The sequence below is a fragment of the Tepidiphilus olei genome (assembly GCF_006980705.1).
Classification (GTDB): domain Bacteria; phylum Pseudomonadota; class Gammaproteobacteria; order Burkholderiales; family Rhodocyclaceae; genus Tepidiphilus; species Tepidiphilus olei.
Genome location: NZ_SBHO01000010.1, coordinates 35,378 through 53,218, shown reverse-complemented (window position 1 = coordinate 53,218; position 17,841 = coordinate 35,378). Strand labels below are relative to the sequence as shown.

The following is a 17,841-nucleotide window of genomic DNA, read 5'->3' as shown; positions in this document are numbered from 1 at the left end:
CCCTCATTCAACCCACGGCGGCTTTCGTTTCGACAACCCACTGCTCTACGGTGGCGCGATTGCGATCCAGCCACTCCTGGGTCACCATTTCGAGCGCTTGGCCTTCATCGAGTGCGAGCATCATACGCTGGAGTTCTTCGAGCGGCATCTTGTAACGTCGCAGGAATTCCACGGTCTCAGGTGAGCGTTCCTGAAGGCTCGGATGGATCACGGCATCGATATGCCCTTGCTCACCATAGATGTTCTTGGGGTCGGCGAGTTGTTTGAGTGGGAAACGCGCCCAGATTCCCAAGGGAGTCCAGGCCGTGACCACGATCCACTGCTTTCGAGCCACCGCTCGGGCGAGTTCGGCCTGCATGGCCGGAGTGGAGCTGTTGATCAAACGCAGGTTTTTTATGCCATAAGCTTCGATCGCTTGTTGGGTATTGATCATGATGCCGGCGCCGGCTTCGATGCCGACGATGCGCCGGCCGAAACGATCGGCATGTGCATCGAGATCTTCGATCGAGTCGATCGGGACGTAGTCGGGTACGGCCAGGCCCAACCAGGTTCCCTCGGTGATGGGACCGAGGTTGATCACCTGATCCTTGTAACGTTCCCAGTAGACCTGGTGGGTATTGGGAAGCCATGCCGTCAGCGTGGCATCGGCCCGACCGGTGGCAACGGCTGCCCACATGGGGCCGGCGTCGGTGTTGATCAGCTCCACCGACTGCCCCAGATGTTCACGCAGGATTTGAGCGGCGATATTCGTATTGAGGTTGCTGTCGGGCCAGGACTTCACGTAGGTGATCCGGACGGTGGCGCTTTGGGCGAACGCGCGCGGCACGAACGAGGAAAGCGCAGCCGCGGAGCTCAGGAACAGGAAGTGACGTCGTTTCATCGCGGTTTCCCCTTTTGCTGATAGATTTTCCCCATGGACTGGGTGATGCGATCTAGGACGATGGCGAGAATGACTACGGCAAGCCCGCCGACGAATCCTTTGCCGACGTCGAGCTGGGTGATGCCCTCGAGCACTACGTTACCCAGCCCCCCGGCGCCGATCATGGCAGCGATCACGACCATGGAGAGACCGAGCATGATGGATTGATTGACGCCTGCCATGATGGCAGGAAGGGCGACGGGAACCTGGACCTTGGTGAGCAGCTGCCACCACGTGGCCCCGAAAGCCAGTGCGGCTTCGACTAATTCACGAGGCACTTGCCGAATACCCAAGCTGGTTAGGCGAATGAGGGGTGGGAGGGCGAAAATGGTGGTCGAGATCACGCCTGGCACCAGGCCGAGCCCGAAGAAGATCACCGCGGGCACGAGGTAGACGAAGGCGGGCATCGTTTGCATCACGTCGAGCACCGGGCGCAGAATGCGCTCCACCATGGCGCTTTTGGCGGAGGCGATGCCCAAGGGGATGCCCACGAGCAGCACCAAGGCTTCGCTGGCGAGCACGAGTGAGAGCGTCGTGATGAGATCGTCCCACAAGCGCAGGTTCCATACCAAGCCCAGACCGACCAGGGTGAAAAGCCCCAACCCCCAGCCGCCAGGGCGTCGCCATCCCGCGGCGAGCACGGCGAGCAGAGAAAGGAGAACGATGAACCATGGCGCAGGAATGGCGTGCAGGCCGCTTTGCAAGGCATCGATCAACTCGTAGATCACGAAACTGATCGAGTCGAAGGCTGTGGCGTATTCGCGGGTGAGCCGGTCGATACCATCGCTCACCCACTCACCCAGCGGGATGGGGGCGAATTCCTTCATGATTTGTCCTCGCGTTCCACAGGTACTTGCGACTCCTCGGACGAGGGTTTTCGTTCGGATGCGGGGGGTGTTGGCGGCGCGCAGGCCGGCTGCTCGGCGGTTTGCTCCCCCGTCGCGGCAGTGGATTCGTCCGTCTCTCCCTGTTGTGCCAAGGCTGCCAGCAAGGTGGTTTTGTCGATGACGCCGATGGCCCGTCCCTTGGTATCGCACACGACCATCGGAGAGCCTTCGACGTTGGATCGCCGAATGAGCTCCGACAAAGGCTCCTCGGGAGTGGCACAGGGAAGGGGGCGCAAGGCGGAGCTTTCGAGGCGTGTTTGGTCTCGCATCTCGATTACTTGCCGTAATTCGACGTAACCCAAGGGATGGCGCTGATTGTCGAGCACGATCAGGCCGCTGAAACCGCTATGCTGCATTTTGCGCAACAAGGCCCGGGGCGAATCACGCAAATGGGCGAAAGTGTGCAACGGCAGCATGACGTCGGCGGCGGTGAGCACCTTGGTTCGGTCGGCGCCCCGCACGAAGGCGCTCACGTAGTCGTCGGCGGGTGCAGCGAGGATTTCCTGCGGGGTGCCTACCTGCACCAAGCGCCCATCGCGCAGGATGGCGATGCGCGTGCCGATCTTGATCGCCTCGTCCAGGTCGTGCGATACGAACACCACCGTCGTGCCCATGCGCTCCTGGATCGCGATGAGGTCGTCTTGTAGTTGTCCGCGAATGAGCGGATCGAGCGCGCTGAAAGCTTCGTCCATCAAAAGGATTTGCGGATCGACCGCCAGTGCTCGTGCGAGCCCGACACGCTGCTGCATGCCGCCAGAGAGCTCGTCGGGATATTTGTGCTCGTAGCCGCTCAATCCCACCGTCTCGATGGCCTGCTGTGCCCGTTCTCTCCGTGCCTGGCGGGCCACGCCGTGCAACTCGAGACCGAATTCGACGTTGCTGAGTACATTGCGGTGCGGCAGCAGGGCGAAGCTCTGGAATACCATGCCAAAAGCGTTGCGACGCAGGCGACGCAGCTCACGGGCCCCCATGGCCGTGATGTCTTCTTCGCCGATGAAGACTTTGCCGGTGGTCGGCTCATGCAGGCGATTGATGAGGCGCAACAGCGTGGACTTGCCGCAGCCCGATAGCCCCATGATGACGAAAATCTCTCCTTCGGCGATTTCCAGAGAGATGTCGTAGACCCCCACCACGACTCCGGTACGCTCCTGTACCGTTTTCTTGTCCAACCCTTGGGCCAGTAAATCGAGCGCCTGATCGGCATGTCGCCCGAAGATCTTGCTGACTTTTTCCAGGCGAATCTTGGGTGCGAGCGCTTGGTGCGAGGAATCGGTCGGCATCGGTGCTTCGGAGCTCATTTCAACTGCAACCCTTCGCCATCGAAGACGCTGAGCATCACCGGGATGCCGGCGGCCACGCTCTGGCCGACGACGCAGAATTCCTCGAATTGTCCCAGGATGCGGTCCAGATGCTGCAGGGTGGCGGCGGGGGCGCCGATTTCGAGGCGCACGTCGATGCGGCGCACGCGTAAACGGCCCGCTTCGTTGCGTCCCAGCTCGGCACTCGCCTCGGCGCGCACTCCTTTCGGGTCGTTCTTGAACTTCGTCAGGGCGAAATAGAGGCTGGAGGCCATGCAGTTGCCCACGGCCGAGAGCAGTAGATGGGTAGGCGTGGGACCCGTGCCCTTGCCCAGCGGGGGCGGCTCGTCGGTGAGTAGCACCGGCATATCTTCGCCAAAACGCACTTCGAACTGGAACCCTTCGATCTGGCGCAGGCTGACACTGGGCGGGTTTTTTTCTTCCATGATCGCTCCTTCCGATGAATGGGCGGAGTCAATGGTAGCACCGACGGGCGTCAGAACCGGTGAATCAATCTGCTGCGCGGTGCTCGCTCCTCGTTCGTCTACGCAGAAAGGCCCAGTCACTGCACTTCGTGCGCCTCGCTATTGCTCCGCTCGCGACGATTACCTCACGAGCGCTCAGCTTTTCCGGCATTTCCTTCCGGCATCAACCCTGCCCAGACGAGAATTTCGTCGAGATGGTCATTCCAGCGCGTGAAACTGTGATCCCCCCCTTCGAGTACCGTCTGCTTTGCGCCTTGATAGAAGGCGATGGTCTGTCGGTGATCGAGCAGTTCGTCGCCTAGCTCCACCATCAGCCAGATCCGTTCGGGATGTTCCAGACGGTCGCGCTCCAGCGCACGCAGCTGCGCGACGTGCTCGGGCGTCCACTCGAAGGGCTCGCCGGTGTAGAGGTTGGTGAGCCGGCCGACGTAGGCGGAAAGCCCCCGCGAGGGATGGACGACCGGATTGACCGCCACCGCCCGCACGCCCAGTTCTTCGGCGAGCCGGGTGGCGTAGAAACCGCCCAGTGAGCTCCCCACCACCGTCGGCAGCCGTCCCGCCTGCTCGGCGAGTCGTGCCACTTCCTCGCGCAACATGGCCATCGCCTCGGCCGGGGCGACCGGCAGCTGGGGACAGCGGAACGAGTCGGCGAGCCCTTTGGCCGCCATGTGCGCGGCGAGCGCGCGCGCTTTCACCGACTGGGGCGAGGAACGGAAACCGTGGAGATAAAGAATCATGGTGCAACTCCTTGGTCTTGCGCAACCACCTGCGCATAGCGTGCCAGGTTGGTCTCATGGTGCAGGCCGACGTGCACCGCGCCCACGACGACGAAGATCGCCACGGCAGCGCGGGCGCACCGGGCGGAGGGGATCGCCTCGCGACCGTAAAAGGCATGGAGTAACGCCACGAACGTGACCCAACAGAGGCCGAAAGCGAGGCCGGCGAGCACGTCGGAGCACCAATGTACGCCGAGATAGAGCCGGGAGAAAGCGATGAGTGCGAGCAGCAGTACGGTCAGCGCGATCGTCGCGGTCCGTAACCGGGTGCCGGCCTGGTGGTAGATGAACCAGGCGAGTAGGCCATAGACGGTCACCCCCATGAGCGCGTGACCACTGGGGAAGGAATACTGCTCGACGCCGCTGAAGAAGGCCCCGGGACGGGGCCGGTGCAGGACGAGCTTGAGCGCCGCCGTGGCGAGCTCGGCCCCGCCGACTGCCAGCAGCCAGCAGGCCGCACTGCGCCATAGGCGATGCGCCGCCAGCCAGGCGAGTACCAGCGCCGCCACCGGCAGGATCATGCCCTGATCGCCGAACCCGGTGAAGAGCACCATCACGCCGTCGCGCCCCGGCGTGCGCCAGCCTTGCAGGGTGCGGAACACTGCCTCGTCCATGGCGGGGGGCACGCCGAAGACCAGTGTGCCCAGCAGGCCGAGAAAAATCAGCGCCGCGCCGGCGGCGAACCCAAGCGCCGGTCGCGGTGCCTCCTCATGCAACCAAACCCCGAATTCCTTGACTCGATAGGTTCCCGTTCCCATCGATGCTCGCCCTTCCACCCTGGACCGGACTCGGTCGGATGGGGCGATTGTAGACGCGACACCGATTCCCCCGAAGTGGGGGTCACCTTCCGTGCAGTCAGCGGTCCGACGGAGCGGCAAGACCCGCCTCCATCGCCGCGATACGGGTGAGCGCCGCCCAGTCGAGCGCCTCGCCGCCTTGGGCCATCAGGGCGAGGAAGCGGTCACGCACGAGGCTTGCGATCGGCATGGGCGCCGCGGCGCGTTCGGCCGAAGCGAGCACGAAGCGCACGTCCTTCAGCCCCAACTTGGCCGTAAATCCAGCAGGAGAGAATCGCTCTTCGGCCACGAGGCGACCGTAATTCTCGTAGACTGGTGAGCGGAAGAGCCCGTTGATGATTTCAAGAAACTGGAGCGGTTCGACGCCCGCTTTGCGCATCAGAGCATAGGATTCGCCTAGCGCCTCGATGAGCGCCATGATCATGAAGTTGCCCGCGAGTTTGACGACGTTGGCCAGTTGCGGTTGCGTGCCGACGACATGTACCGCTTCCCCGATCGCCTCGAAAATCGGGCGACAAGGTTCGACGAACTGCGGTGCGCCGGCTACCACCACCCGCAGCTTGCCCGCCGCGGCCGCCTCGGGGCGACCAAACACGGGTGCGGAGACGAAACCGTGCCCAGCACGGGCGTGCTCTTCGGTGAGGCGGATGACGAAGGCTTCACTCAAGGTGCTCGACGAGACGTGGATCGCGCCGGCAGGTAGCGCGGCAAAGGCGCCATTCGCACCGAAGAGCATCGTTTCCACGGCCGCATCGTCGGCGAGCATCGTCACCAGGGCATCCACGCCCTGAACCGCTTCCGCGGGACTAGGCGCCGGCTTGGCGCCTTGCGCTACCAGAGCTTGCATCCGTTCCGGCGTGCGGTTATAGACGACGAGCGTATGGCCGGTACGGAGCAGGTTCTGTGCCATGCCGGATCCCATCCGGCCGAGACCGAGAAAAGCGATCTTCATGACGACGATCTCCTCTGGAGAGAGTGAAATCATGATAGCCGAACGGGGGAAGGTTTGCTGGTGAGGAACGGATACGAACACGGGAACGCAGCCATTGAGGACTGTTATTGGTCGTGCGGGTTGTGCGGTGATTATTGCCTCTGCGTCTTCTGGCTGCTAGAGTGCTAAAAGCGACGTGCCTCATGCGATGTTTGCCGAATAAGGGGAGACGACCGATGCTCAAGAACATAGTGTTTGCCTGCGCCTTAGCGGTTGCCACGGTAGCGATTGCTGCTGCCGAGCCTCTGCGCTGGACCCGTTCTGCCGACGGTTTGACATTGGATCCTCACGCCCAGAACGAAGGCCCGACCCATGCGCTCAACCACCAGATCTTTGATACCTTGGTTTTCCGGGACATGGATTTGATTCTACAGCCTGGGTTGGCCACCAAATGGTACATTCAGCCGGACAACCCCCGTGTGTGGGTATTCGAGATCCGTCGAGGGGTGAGCTTTCATGAAGGCCAGGCGCTGACCGCTCACGACGTGGTTTTCTCGTTGAATCGGGCGCGTCACGAGTATTCCGACATGCGGGGTTTGCTCACTTCCATCAAGGAGGTGCGTGCAGCTGACGACTACACGGTGCACGTGGAGACCGAGGCACCCAACCCCCTGTTGCCCAACAATCTCACGAACCTCTTCATCATGAGTCGAGAGTGGGCCAAACAGCATGGCGTCGAAAATCCGCAAAACTACGCCGCCGGAGAGGAAACCTATGCAGTACGCAATGCCAACGGCACCGGTCCCTTTCGTGTGAAGAGTCGCGAGCCCGACGTGCGCACGGTGTTGGTTCGTAACGATAGCTATTGGGGAATCAAGCACTTTCCAATGGAGATTTCTGAGCTGATCTTCACCCCCATCGAGTCGGCGGCGACCCGAGTGGCGGCCCTCCTCTCCGGGGAGGTGGATTTGCTTCAGGAGACGCCGGTGCAGGACATTGGGCGTCTGGGGAACGTGCCTGGAATCAGGAATGAGCAAGGAGCGGAAAACCGCACCATTTTCTTGGGCATGGATATGGGCTCCCCCCGATTGCGCACTAGCAATGCCAAGAACAACCCTTTTGCCGACCGTCGAGTACGCGAAGCGATCAACCTGGCCGTGGACGCTACGACCATTCAGCGAACGGTGATGCGAGGTAACTCTCAACCCGCCGGAGTGATCGTTCCCCCCTTCGTTAACGGTTACCCCAAAGATCTCGACCGAGTGGTTCCTGCGGATCTCGATCGGGCGCGGAAATTGATGGCAGAGGCAGGTTACGGCAATGGGTTCCGCGTAACTTTGCACTGCCCCAATGATCGCTATGTCAACGACGAGCAGATTTGTCAAGCGGTGGTTAGTATGCTTTCCCGCATCGGGATTACGGTGGATCTTGTGGCTCAGACCCGTTCCCTCCACTTTGCTGAGTTGGCGCGAGGTGAATATGATTTTTACTTGCTGGGCTGGGGAGTGCCAACCTTGGATTCCGAGTACGTCTTCAATTATCTCTACCATACGAAAAAAGGAGACCGCGGCACCTGGAACTTCACGGGTTATTCCAACCCGAGGGTGGACGAACTAACTGTGGCCATGGGGCGTGAGATCGATGTCGATGCACGCAACGCCATGATGGAGGAGGCATGGCGGATCGTCCATGCCGATATTGTCTACATTCCCATTCACCACCAGATGCTCACCTGGTCGATGCGTGACAACATCGACTTCAAGGTGCAAAGCGAAAATACGCCGCATTTCAAGTACCTGAAGTTCAAACGCTGATCGGCGCAATACCCCCTCGGGCCGCCCCCGGTTGGGGGCCGACACGATGATCCCATGCTAGCATTTCTCATCCAGCGCGTATTGCAGGCCATCTTCGTGATGTTGATGGTCTCCCTTTTCGCTTTTTCTTTGTTTCACTACGTCGGTGATCCGGTACTCAACATGTTGGGCCAAGAGGCGACGGAGGCCGATCGCGCTGCGCTGCGTGCCCAGCTCGGGCTCGACCAACCGGTAGTGGTGCAGTTCTGGAATTTCATCGTCAATGCAGTTCAGTTGGAGTTCGGCATTTCTTATCGTTCGGCGCGGCCGGTGACCGAGATGATCCTCGAGCGCCTGCCTGCCACCTTGGAGCTGGCCATCGTTTCGGCCATTTTTGCTGTGGTGCTGGGTATCGTGTTCGGCGTCTACACGGCCATCGCGCGCGGTAGCTTGTTGTCGAAATTCATCATGGCCGTGTCGCTGATCGGCGTCTCGCTGCCCACTTTTCTGATCGGTGTTCTGCTGATCTACCTTTTCGCCGTCAATCTGGGCTGGTTACCCGCCTTTGGTCGCGGCGAGACGGTGCGCATCGGGTCCTGGTGGACCACCGGGCTGCTCACTGCTAGTGGCCTCCGCTCATTGATTCTGCCAGCCATCACCCTGGGGCTTTTTCAGCTGACCTTGATCATGCGTTTGGTGCGGGCCGAGATGCTCGAGGTATTGCGTACCGACTACATCAAGTTTGCTCGAGCACGTGGACTGCCCCAACGGGTGGTCAACCTGCGCCATGCGCTGAAAAATACCCTGATTCCCGTGATTACGATCATCGGCCTGCAGCTCGGCACCATCATCGCGTTCGCCATCATCACCGAGACGGTCTTCCAGTGGCCCGGGGTGGGGGCCTTATTCATCACCGCCGTGCGTTTCGTCGACATCCCGTTGATGGCCGCCTACCTGATGATGATCGCTTTGGTCTTCGTGCTCATCAATTTGGTGGTGGATCTGCTCTACTACGTAGTCGATCCTCGCCTTAGGGTACCAGGAGGGAGCAAATGAGCCGCTCGGACGACCCCGCGCACGGTTTGAAGGGGCACGAGGCGCCCAGCCGACTGCAGGCGTTTTTGGCGAGCGACATCGTCTACTCCTGGAAGCGGCAACCGGTGGTGATCGTGGCAAGCTTGGTAACCCTTTTGATGTTTGCTGGCGCCGTCTTCGCGCCCTGGATCGCGCCGCAAAACCCTTTCGATCCGAGACAGCTGCATCTGATCGACGCTTTCACCCCGCCGCTGACTACTTCGGAGTTGACCGGAAACTTCTACTTGCTGGGTAGTGACGGCCAAGGGCGCGACGTCTTTTCGGCGATCCTCTATGGTTCGCGCATTTCGCTGCTGGTGGGCTTCGCCTCGGTGCTCTTCGCCTTGGTGCTGGGAACCACTCTAGGTCTGGTGGCAGGCTTTCGCGGTGGTTGGCGTGACGCCTTGCTCATGCGCATTGCCGACATCCAGCTCACTTTTCCGTCGATTTTGATGGCTCTGCTGATCTTTGGGGTGATCCGTGGCTTTCTCCCGCGTTCCCTGCATGCCGAAGCCGCCATCATCGTGCTGATCATTGCCATCGGTCTTTCCGACTGGGTGCAGTTTGCCCGCGCCGTGCGCGGCACCACCATGGTGGAGAAAAACAAGGAATACGTGCAGGCGGCGCGCGTGATCGGTCTGCCGGACGTGCGCATCCTCTTCCAGCACATCCTGCCCAATGTACTGCGTCCAGTCCTGGTGATCGCGACCATCGGCTTGGCGCTCGCCATCATTGCCGAAGCGACGCTGTCGTTTTTGGGGGTGGGTATGCCACCCACCCAACCGAGTCTGGGTACCTTGATCCGGGTCGGCCAGGATTACATGTTTTCGGGAGAATGGTGGATTCTCCTCTTCCCCGGCTTGGCTCTCTTGATGCTGGCGCTCTCCGTCAACCTGCTGGGAGATTGGTTGCGTGATGTCCTCAACCCCAAGCTCCGATAAGCCGAATTCCACGAACCGCACTGAGGATCGCCAAAGTGCCAGCAGCGAAGGGCCCATTCTGAGTGTGCGCCATCTGCGGGTGGAGTTCCCCGTCCGCCATGCCAATTTGGTGGCGCTCGACGATGTTTCCTTCGATATCGCCCCGGGTGAAGTCCTCGGTGTGGTGGGCGAATCAGGGGCTGGTAAGTCTATGATCGGCAACGCGGTGATCCGTTTGCTCGAGCCCCCCGGGCGTATCGCCAGCGGTGAGATTCACCTGGCCGGGCGACGCATCGACAACCTGCCAGAAGATGACTTCGTTCGGTTGCGTGGCCGTCATATCGGCATGATTTTCCAAGATCCTCTGACCAGCCTCAACCCTCTTTTCTCCATCGGTGACCAGCTGGTGGAAACGATCCGTACCCATCTGCCCCTGAATGAGAAGCAGGCCCGAGCGCTCGCCCTTGATCTGCTCGCCGAGGTGGGTATTCCTGCTCCGGAGACGCGTTTCGACAGCTATCCGCATCAGTTGTCTGGCGGCATGCGCCAGCGGGTGGTGATCGTTTTGGCGCTGGCGGCCCAACCGCAGCTGATCATCGCCGATGAGCCCACCACGGCACTGGACGTGTCGGTGCAGGCGCAGATCCTGGGGTTGCTCAAACGGCTTTGTGCCGGGCGGGGCGCGGCAGTGATGTTGATTACCCACGACATGGGGGTGATTGCCGAAAACGCAGATCGGGTTGCCGTGATGTATGCGGGTCGGTTGATCGAGATCGGCCCTGTGAATGAGGTGATCCATCGTCCCCGTCATCCCTATACCGAAGGGCTGATGGCGGCCATTCCCCGGCTCGATGGGCGGCGCGAACGCCTCTACCAGATCGAAGGGGCCATGCCCCGTTTGGCAGCGATCCCTTCTGGCTGTGCTTTTCACCCTCGTTGTCCCCATGCCGCCGAGCGTTGTCGCCGCGAGCGCCCGGAATTGATTCCTTCGGGTGACAGCCTGACCGCTTGTTGGCTCCATGATCCAGAAGCCCCCGTTGTGCGTCGTCAGCCACAGGGGGGTGAGCGTGTAGTACTGGTTTCATCGACACCGAGACCCGCCGGCGAGGTGTTGGTGAAGGCCATCGACTTGGTGCGTCATTTCGATGTCTCCAAACCGTGGATCAATCGGGTGCTGGAGCGTACCGGGAGGGTAACGCTGAAGGCCGTGGATGGCGTGAGTTTGGTTATCCGCCGCGGTGAGACCTTGTCTTTAGTAGGGGAGTCTGGCTGCGGGAAATCGACTTTGGCACGCTTGATCGTGGGTCTCTACGACTTGACGCGCGGTCGGCTGTTTTACGCCGGCGAAGAGATCACCGATCTGGCTCGCCGTTCTGGGCGTCGGGCCGCGGCGGTTCGTAAGCGTTTCCAGATGATTTTCCAGGATCCTTACGCCAGCCTCAATCCGCTGTGGCGGGTGGGTGCCATCATTGGCGAGCCGTTGCGCTATTTTCGTCCGGAAATGTCCGATGTCGACCGCCGTCGCCGCGTCGGCAAACTGCTCGAGCAGGTAGGGCTGTCAGCGGCGGATGCGCTACGTTATCCTCACGAGTTCTCAGGCGGCCAGCGCCAACGCATCTCCATCGCCCGCGCCTTGGCCAACGAGCCGGAGTTCTTGGTGTGCGATGAGCCTACCTCTGCATTGGACGTTTCGGTCCAAGCGCAGATCCTCAACCTGATGAAGGATCTGCAGCAGCAGTATGGTCTCACCTATTTGTTCATCAGCCACGACATGGCAGTGGTCAAACATATGGCTGACCGCATTGCCGTGATGTATTTAGGACGCATCGTCGAGGTTGCTGCATCGGATCGGCTCTTTGCCACCGCCTATCACCCTTATTCGCGGATGCTGTTAGACGCGGTGCCCTCCCTGGAGGGGACGGGCAAGCGGCGCACCATGATCGAGGGCGAAGTACCCAATCCGATACATCCCCCTTCAGGTTGTGCCTTCCATCCGCGATGCCCCCACGCCTTCGATCGTTGTCGGCGCGAAGTACCAGTTCTGACCATCAGGAGCGAAGGCAGTGAGGTGGCTTGTCACGCCGTGGCGGAGGGGCGTATCGTCTGACAACCCTGGCGAAAGACCCATGGATCATCGTCTGCATGCGGCCGACCCGTTGTGATCCTTCCACCACGGGTCGCACCAGGGACGGTTCACCCGTAGAGTTTTTCTTTTCGGATCAGATTGCGCGCAATCACCAGCTGCTGAATCTGCGTCGTTCCTTCGTAGATGCGAAACAGCCGCACGTCGCGGTAGAAACGCTCGATGCCATACTCGGCCATGTAGCCGGCGCCGCCGTGGATCTGCACCGCCCGGTCGGCCACTCGACCGCACATCTCGGTGGCGAACATCTTGGCGCAGGCCGCCTGCAGGTTGACGTTCTCCCCGGCGTCGCGCCGGCGCGCGGCATCGAGCACCATGCAGCGCGCGGCGTAGATCTCGGCCTGGCTGTCGGCGAGCATCGCTTGTACCAGCTGGAATTCGGCGATCGGCTTGCCGAACTGCTCGCGTTCGCAAGCGTAGCGCAGCGCATCCTGCAGCATGCGCTCGGCCACGCCGACCGCCGTCGCGGCGATGGCGATGCGCCCTTTGTCGAGTACTTTCATCGCCGTTTTGAAGCCTTGGCCCTCGACACCGCCGATCAGGTTTTCGGCCGGCACACGGCAGTTTTCGAAGACGACGTCGGCGGTGTGCGCTCCGCGCTGACCCATCTTGACATCGGGCGGGCCGACCCACAGACCCGGCGTGTCGCGCTCGACGATGAAGGCCGAGATGCCGTCGGCTCCCTTTTTCATCGGGTCGGTGCGCGCCATGACGGTAAAGATGCCGGCTTCCGGCGCGTTGGTGATGAAGCGCTTGGTGCCGTTGAGCACGTAGTGGTCACCTTCGCGCACCGCCGTCGTCTTCAGGCTTGCCGCGTCCGATCCGGCACCTGGCTCCGTCAAAGCGAAGGAGCCGATGAGCTCACCCGAAGCGAGGCGGGGCAGATAGCGCGCTTTCTGCTCGGGCGTCCCGTCGATGACGATCGCCTGGCTGCCGATGCCGCAGTTGGTGCCGAAGTAGGAGCGGAAGGCCGGTGAGGTGTGCCCCATTTCGAAGTACACCTGTACCTCTTCTTCCATCGTGAGCCCCATCCCACCGTACTCCTCGGGGATCGTCAGGCCGAAGAGCCCCAGGCGGCGCATCTCGGCGACGATCTCCTCCGGAATGTGGTCGGTGCGCGCCACTTCCGCCTCGGCCGGTACCAAGCGCTCGCGCACGAAACGCGCGACCGTATTGAGCAGTAGCGACAGGGTTTCCTGGTCGCGAACCATCGCGTTTCTCCCTTTTCAACCCACCATCGTCAGACCACCGGAGACGCTGATGACCTGACCGGTGATGAAAGAGGCTTCGTCGCTGCCGAGGAAAACGACGATGCCTGCGAGATCTTCCGGTTTCCCGAGACGGCCGAAGGGAATGGCACGGATCAGGGCCGCGCGTAGCTTTTCCCCTTGCTCGCCTTCACCGAAGCTACGAAAGAGGGGCGTGTCGGTGGGACCTGGGCAGACGACGTTGACATTGATCTGCTGTTTGGCGAGCTCACGGGCGATCGTCTTGGAGAACGCGACCAACCCGCCTTTACAAAACGCATAGACCGATTCGCCCGATGAACCCACGCGTGCCGCGTCGGAAGCGATGTTGACGACACGCCCTCTGCCGCGTTGTGCCATACGGCTCAGCACGGCATGGTGCATGTTGAGTGGGCCGTAGAGATTGATCGCCACGACTTTGTCCCACAGGGCCTTGTCGGTTTTGAGGAAGGGCGCCGCGCGATCCCAGCCGGCGTTATTGACGAGGATGTCGATGGGGCCAAGCTCTGCTTCGACCGCCTCGATCGTGCGTTGTACCTGGTCTTGCACGCTGATGTCGACCGTGTAGGCTTTGGCCTTGCTTCCGCTGGCACGAATTTCCGCCGCCACTTGCTCGGCGGCATCCCCATTGAGGTCGAGTATCGCCACCACCGTTCCTTCTTCGGCGAAACGGCGACAAATGGCTGCCCCGATCCCGCTGCCACCGCCGGTGACCACTGCGATTTTGTCGCGTAAGCCTTTCATACCCATGCTCCTACTCCTCATTGTTGTGTTGGTGACCGAAAACTTTATCCTGTTGCCACGAGAAACCGATTGTGCTTCAATGCCGCGTTTCGTTATTCGGCTTTTTTTACGATGAAAGACCTCAGCCTGGAAAAAACCCTCGCGACCGTCGAAATCAACAACCGTCTGTTCTTCCGTTTCTTTCAGACGGCCAACACTTTGCACACCAAGGGCACGCAAGCGTTGAGCGAGTTTGGCGTGACGACCCAGCAGTGGTCGGTGCTCGGTGCGCTTTCTCGGCCACAGGCAGCCGATGGCATGACGGTTGGAGAGCTCAGCCGCTATCTGCTGGTGAGTCGGCAGAACCTCTTTGGCATCCTCAATCGCCTGGAGCGCCAAGGTTACCTTGAACGAGTGACTGGCGAGGAAGATCGCCGCTCACGCAAGGTACGCCTCACCCCTGCAGGGGAAAAGTTGTGGGCCGATCTTGCCGAGCCCATCCACGACTTCTACGACAAGGCACTCAAAGGTTTGTCGTTCGATGACCGCATCACTTTTATTCATTATCTCAATGTCCTGCACAATAACATGGCCAAACTCTAGGGAAACGCTGAATAATTGGCTGCGCGGGCGAATCGCTGCGTTGCGCGGTGCTCGCTCCCTCGCCTATCCACTCGATATGTCTCGGTTGCTGCGCTCCGTGCGCCTTGCGCTTCATCCCGCTCGCTCATTTCTTCAGCGTCCCCTTAGGTGCGATGCCGAGCGAGCATTTGCCGGGCGATGATCATTTTCATGATGTTGGCAGTGCCGTCGCCGATCTGCAAGCCAAGGACGTCGCGATAGCGTTGCCCGAACGGCAGATCGTTGCTATAGCCGCCGTGGCCGTGTGCGATCAGGCATTGCTGGATGATCTCACAGGCAAGCTTCGGCGCCCACCATTTGCACATCGCCGCTTCGGCCGTGTGCGGCAATCCCTGGTCTTTCAGCCACAACGTGCGCAAGCACAGCCAGCGACAGGCTTCGTACTGCGTCTCGGCTTCGGCCAAAGGGAAAGTTACCCCCTGAAACTCGGCGATCGGACGACCGAAGGCCTGGCGCTCTTGGACGTAGCGCCATGTCTCATCCAGCGAGACGCGGGCCACTGCCATGCACTGTAAGCCGATCAGAGCCCGGCTGAAGTCGAACCCTTGCATGACCTGCACGAATCCTTGACCTTCGTCACCGAGCATCATCTCCGCGGGTACGCGCACCCCATCGAAGAAGATCGACCCTCGACCCACAGCACGCGAGCCCACGTCATCGAAAGCGGTACGCGTGATCCCAGGGGCATCGAGCGCCACCAGGAAAGCCGAGATGCCTCGAGCGCCAGCCTCTTCGCTGCCGGTGCGGGCGAATACGACGGCGATGTCCGCTTGGGTTGCCATCGAGATGGAGGTTTTTTCACCGGAGAGGACGTAATGATCTCCCTCGCGCACTGCGCGCAGCCTGATGTGCGCCGCATCGGAACCTGCACTCGGCTCGGTCAAGGCCAGAGCGATCAGTTTGTGCCCGGCAACTACGTCGCGCAGCCAGTCACGGGCCTGTTCGCAGCGGGCATGATCGACAATGATCTGACCACACAAGGAAGTGAGCAGGTTGAGATAGGAGACGTTGAAATCGCCCCGTGCGATCTGCTCGGTAATGAGTCCGCTGGTGAGTCGATCGAGCCCTGCGCCACCATACTCGGGCGCGAGCTCTGGGGCGAGGAAACCCAGTTCGCCCATCTGCCGTGCAATGTCGCGCTCGATCGATCCACGCTGTTCTCGGTCGCGGTAGCCTGGTTGTAGTTTCTGCACGGCAAAGCGCTCTGCGGCTGCGAGCAGCGCTTGCTGTTCCTCGCTGAGTGCGAAATCCACGGCGTCTCCTCCCCCTTTATCGTGTGGACTCAGTCTAAAGAGCGCCCCATTTTCTGTCAATACCTTTACGCTTATAATCGAAGCCGTGGCGAGCACGGAGTGATCGGATGGCCGACATGAATTGATGCTATGATGATTTAAACGATGAGATCGTCGCACAACAAGGTGCCCCGTTCAAGGGCGAAGACTGAAGGAGGAGACTGCAATGGACTTTGCGCCCATCTTGGTAGAACAACGCAAAGCGGTGATGAAGGCCGCTGGCCTGTGGCGTGACAGAACCATCGAACCGGCCCTGCAGCGGGCTTTACGGGAATGTCCCGACAAAATCGCGGTGGTCGATTATCGACAAGGGCGCGACGAGCCTCTGCGTCTCACCTACCGTGAGCTGGACGATCGGGTTGATCGCATTGCCCGGGGCTTAGTCACGAGTGGCGTAGGGCCGGGGGACGTCGTCAGCTTTCAGTTGCCCAACTGGTGGGAATTCATTGCCCTATGGCTAGCCTGCGGCCGCATCGGAGCCTGCGCCAATCCCGTCATGCCAATCTTCCGTGAACGCGAATTGGAATTCATGCTCGGTTTGGCCGAATCCAAGGTGTTCGTGGTGCCAAAGTCTTTTCGTAACTTCGATCACGAAGTCATGGCACGAGATCTTCTTTCTCGGCTCCCCACATTGCAGCGCGTCGTCGTCATCGGCGGGGAAGGGGAAGACGCGTTCGAGCAAGCTTTGTTGGGTGTGGATACGCAGCCGCTGAGCCATCGTGGTATCGAACCCGACGAGGTCATGCTGCTGCTCTACACCTCTGGTACCACGGGCGAGCCCAAAGGGGTGATGCATACCTACAATACGGTCTATGCCGGCATCGATCCCTATGTGGAGATGATGCATCTGGGCAAAGAAGACATCATTCTTGGGGCTTCACCCTTTGCCCATGCGACGGGTTTTTTCTATCTGGCAATGATGCCCATCGAGCTCAATGCAACCACGGTGTTGCTCGACGTGTGGGACCCAAAGCGTGCGCTCGAAATCATCCGGCGCGAACGAATCACGTTTAGCATGGCCGCGGCAGTGTTCGTCAGTGACATGTGCCACGCAGTGGAGCAAGGGGCGGCGCCTCCCGAGACCTTGCGTTGTTTCGTCAGCGCGGGTGCGCCCATTCCCTCTGTGCTCATCGAGCGCGCGCACCGGCTCCTGGGAATGACTTTGTGTTCAGCCTGGGGTATGACCGAGTGCGGCGCAGCCACCTTGACCGAACCAGAGCGTGCCCTGGAAAAATCGGCGATCTCGGATGGCCGACCCATTCGCGGCGTGGAAGTGAAAATCGTAGACGGGCAAGGGACGCCTTTGCCCACTGGCCAGACCGGGCGACTTTTAATTCGAGGTTCGGTGCTCTTCGGCGGTTATCTGAAGCGGCCGCACCTGAACAACGTCGACGCTGAAGGTTGGTTCGACACGGGGGATTTGGCTTTTGCCGATGATGAAGGCTATATTCGCATCAATGGACGTAGTAAAGATATCATCATCAGAGGCGGGGAAAATCTACCCGTGATGGAGATCGAAAATATTCTTTATGCCCACCCTGCCATTGCCGCCTGCGCGGTAGTGGGTTACCCCGACGAGCGACTGGGAGAACGCGCTTGTGCGTTCGTCATTCTCAAGCCTGGCACTAGCTTCGATTTCGCCGAAATGGTGCGTTGGTTCGAAAGTAAGCAGACGGCTCGGCAGTACATCCCCGAGCGTCTAGAAATCGTAGAAAATATGCCAACCACGCCGAGCGGTAAAATACAAAAATTCAAATTGCGTGAATGGGCGAAGGAACGAGTCAACGCTAAGGAGGCATAGGAAACGCTGACTTATTCCCTTTGTTCATGCTAAAAAGATAGTTTTGAACAGATTTGCGATACGATTTCCCTGGGCGGCGGGCAATACGACGATGGAGCCTGCCGTGCTTTTTA

At 60.4% G+C, this 17,841-nt stretch carries 16 protein-coding genes; 6 read left to right on the top strand and 10 right to left on the bottom strand.

What is annotated here, in order from left to right; translation table 11 throughout:
- Nucleotides 1–7 precede the first annotated feature (7 nt).
- From EPD80_RS10100 to EPD80_RS10070, 7 genes are all read right to left on the bottom strand, one after another.
- The gene (locus EPD80_RS10100; protein WP_142811513.1) at nucleotides 8–880 is read right to left on the bottom strand and encodes a glycine betaine ABC transporter substrate-binding protein; all 873 of its coding nucleotides are present in this window, start codon (nucleotides 878–880) and stop codon (nucleotides 8–10) included.
- Nucleotides 877–1,746 (bottom strand): ABC transporter permease, encoded by an 870-nt coding sequence (locus tag EPD80_RS10095; protein WP_142811511.1) that lies wholly within the window; start codon nucleotides 1,744–1,746, stop codon nucleotides 877–879. The genes EPD80_RS10100 and EPD80_RS10095 overlap by 4 nt, the downstream gene beginning before the upstream one ends.
- Nucleotides 1,743–3,086 (bottom strand): quaternary amine ABC transporter ATP-binding protein, encoded by a 1,344-nt coding sequence (locus EPD80_RS10090; RefSeq protein WP_142803843.1) that lies wholly within the window; start codon nucleotides 3,084–3,086, stop codon nucleotides 1,743–1,745. The genes EPD80_RS10095 and EPD80_RS10090 overlap by 4 nt, the downstream gene beginning before the upstream one ends.
- 14 nt (nucleotides 3,087–3,100) lie before the next feature.
- Nucleotides 3,101–3,550, bottom strand: coding sequence for an OsmC family protein (locus tag EPD80_RS10085; RefSeq protein WP_142803842.1), 450 nt, complete (start codon nucleotides 3,548–3,550; stop codon nucleotides 3,101–3,103).
- Between the two features lie 164 nt (nucleotides 3,551–3,714).
- Nucleotides 3,715–4,326 (bottom strand): YqiA/YcfP family alpha/beta fold hydrolase, encoded by a 612-nt coding sequence (locus EPD80_RS10080; RefSeq protein ID WP_142811509.1) that lies wholly within the window; start codon nucleotides 4,324–4,326, stop codon nucleotides 3,715–3,717.
- Nucleotides 4,323–5,123 (bottom strand): phosphatase PAP2 family protein, encoded by an 801-nt coding sequence (locus EPD80_RS10075; RefSeq protein WP_142811507.1) that lies wholly within the window; start codon nucleotides 5,121–5,123, stop codon nucleotides 4,323–4,325. The genes EPD80_RS10080 and EPD80_RS10075 overlap by 4 nt, the downstream gene beginning before the upstream one ends.
- Nucleotides 5,124–5,220: 97 nt before the next feature.
- Nucleotides 5,221–6,114 carry an NAD(P)-dependent oxidoreductase gene (locus EPD80_RS10070; RefSeq protein WP_142811505.1) on the bottom strand — a complete coding sequence of 298 codons (894 nt, stop codon included), beginning with the start codon at nucleotides 6,112–6,114 and terminating at the stop codon, nucleotides 5,221–5,223.
- A gap of 215 nt (nucleotides 6,115–6,329) precedes the next feature.
- Between EPD80_RS10070 and EPD80_RS10065 the strand changes: the two genes are divergently transcribed.
- The 4 genes from EPD80_RS10065 to EPD80_RS10050 are packed head-to-tail and all read left to right on the top strand — an operon-like array spanning nucleotide 6,330 to nucleotide 11,987.
- Nucleotides 6,330–7,907 carry an ABC transporter substrate-binding protein gene (locus tag EPD80_RS10065; RefSeq protein WP_142811504.1) on the top strand — a complete coding sequence of 526 codons (1,578 nt, stop codon included), beginning with the start codon at nucleotides 6,330–6,332 and terminating at the stop codon, nucleotides 7,905–7,907.
- A gap of 54 nt (nucleotides 7,908–7,961) precedes the next feature.
- Nucleotides 7,962–8,942: an ABC transporter permease gene (locus tag EPD80_RS10060; RefSeq protein ID WP_142811501.1), complete on the top strand. Its 981-nt coding sequence runs from the start codon at nucleotides 7,962–7,964 to the stop codon at nucleotides 8,940–8,942.
- A complete protein-coding gene (locus tag EPD80_RS10055) occupies nucleotides 8,939–9,901 on the top strand; it encodes an ABC transporter permease (protein WP_142811499.1) in 963 nt (320 codons plus the stop codon). Before EPD80_RS10060 ends, EPD80_RS10055 begins: the two co-directional genes overlap by 4 nt.
- Nucleotides 9,876–11,987, top strand: coding sequence for a dipeptide ABC transporter ATP-binding protein (locus EPD80_RS10050; protein WP_142811497.1), 2,112 nt, complete (start codon nucleotides 9,876–9,878; stop codon nucleotides 11,985–11,987). The genes EPD80_RS10055 and EPD80_RS10050 overlap by 26 nt, the downstream gene beginning before the upstream one ends.
- Before the next feature lie 86 nt (nucleotides 11,988–12,073).
- On the opposite strand, the gene EPD80_RS10045 is transcribed toward EPD80_RS10050, so the two are convergent.
- Entirely contained in the window at nucleotides 12,074–13,234 is a 1,161-nt protein-coding gene (locus EPD80_RS10045; RefSeq protein WP_142811495.1) for an acyl-CoA dehydrogenase family protein, read from the bottom strand.
- A gap of 15 nt (nucleotides 13,235–13,249) precedes the next feature.
- Nucleotides 13,250–14,014, bottom strand: coding sequence for a glucose 1-dehydrogenase (locus tag EPD80_RS10040; RefSeq protein WP_142811493.1), 765 nt, complete (start codon nucleotides 14,012–14,014; stop codon nucleotides 13,250–13,252).
- Nucleotides 14,015–14,125: 111 nt separating this feature from the next.
- Here EPD80_RS10040 and EPD80_RS10035 point away from each other — a divergent pair, with 111 nt between their 5' ends.
- Nucleotides 14,126–14,596: a MarR family winged helix-turn-helix transcriptional regulator gene (locus EPD80_RS10035; protein WP_142811491.1), complete on the top strand. Its 471-nt coding sequence runs from the start codon at nucleotides 14,126–14,128 to the stop codon at nucleotides 14,594–14,596.
- A 143-nt stretch (nucleotides 14,597–14,739) separates the two neighbouring features.
- Here EPD80_RS10035 and aliB read toward each other — a convergent pair whose 3' ends face one another.
- Nucleotides 14,740–15,888 (bottom strand): cyclohexanecarboxyl-CoA dehydrogenase, encoded by a 1,149-nt coding sequence (aliB, locus tag EPD80_RS10025; protein WP_142811489.1) that lies wholly within the window; start codon nucleotides 15,886–15,888, stop codon nucleotides 14,740–14,742.
- Between the two features lie 205 nt (nucleotides 15,889–16,093).
- Between aliB and aliA the strand changes: the two genes are divergently transcribed.
- Nucleotides 16,094–17,728: a cyclohexanecarboxylate-CoA ligase gene (aliA, locus tag EPD80_RS10020; RefSeq protein ID WP_142811487.1), complete on the top strand. Its 1,635-nt coding sequence runs from the start codon at nucleotides 16,094–16,096 to the stop codon at nucleotides 17,726–17,728.
- Nucleotides 17,729–17,841 lie beyond the last annotated feature (113 nt).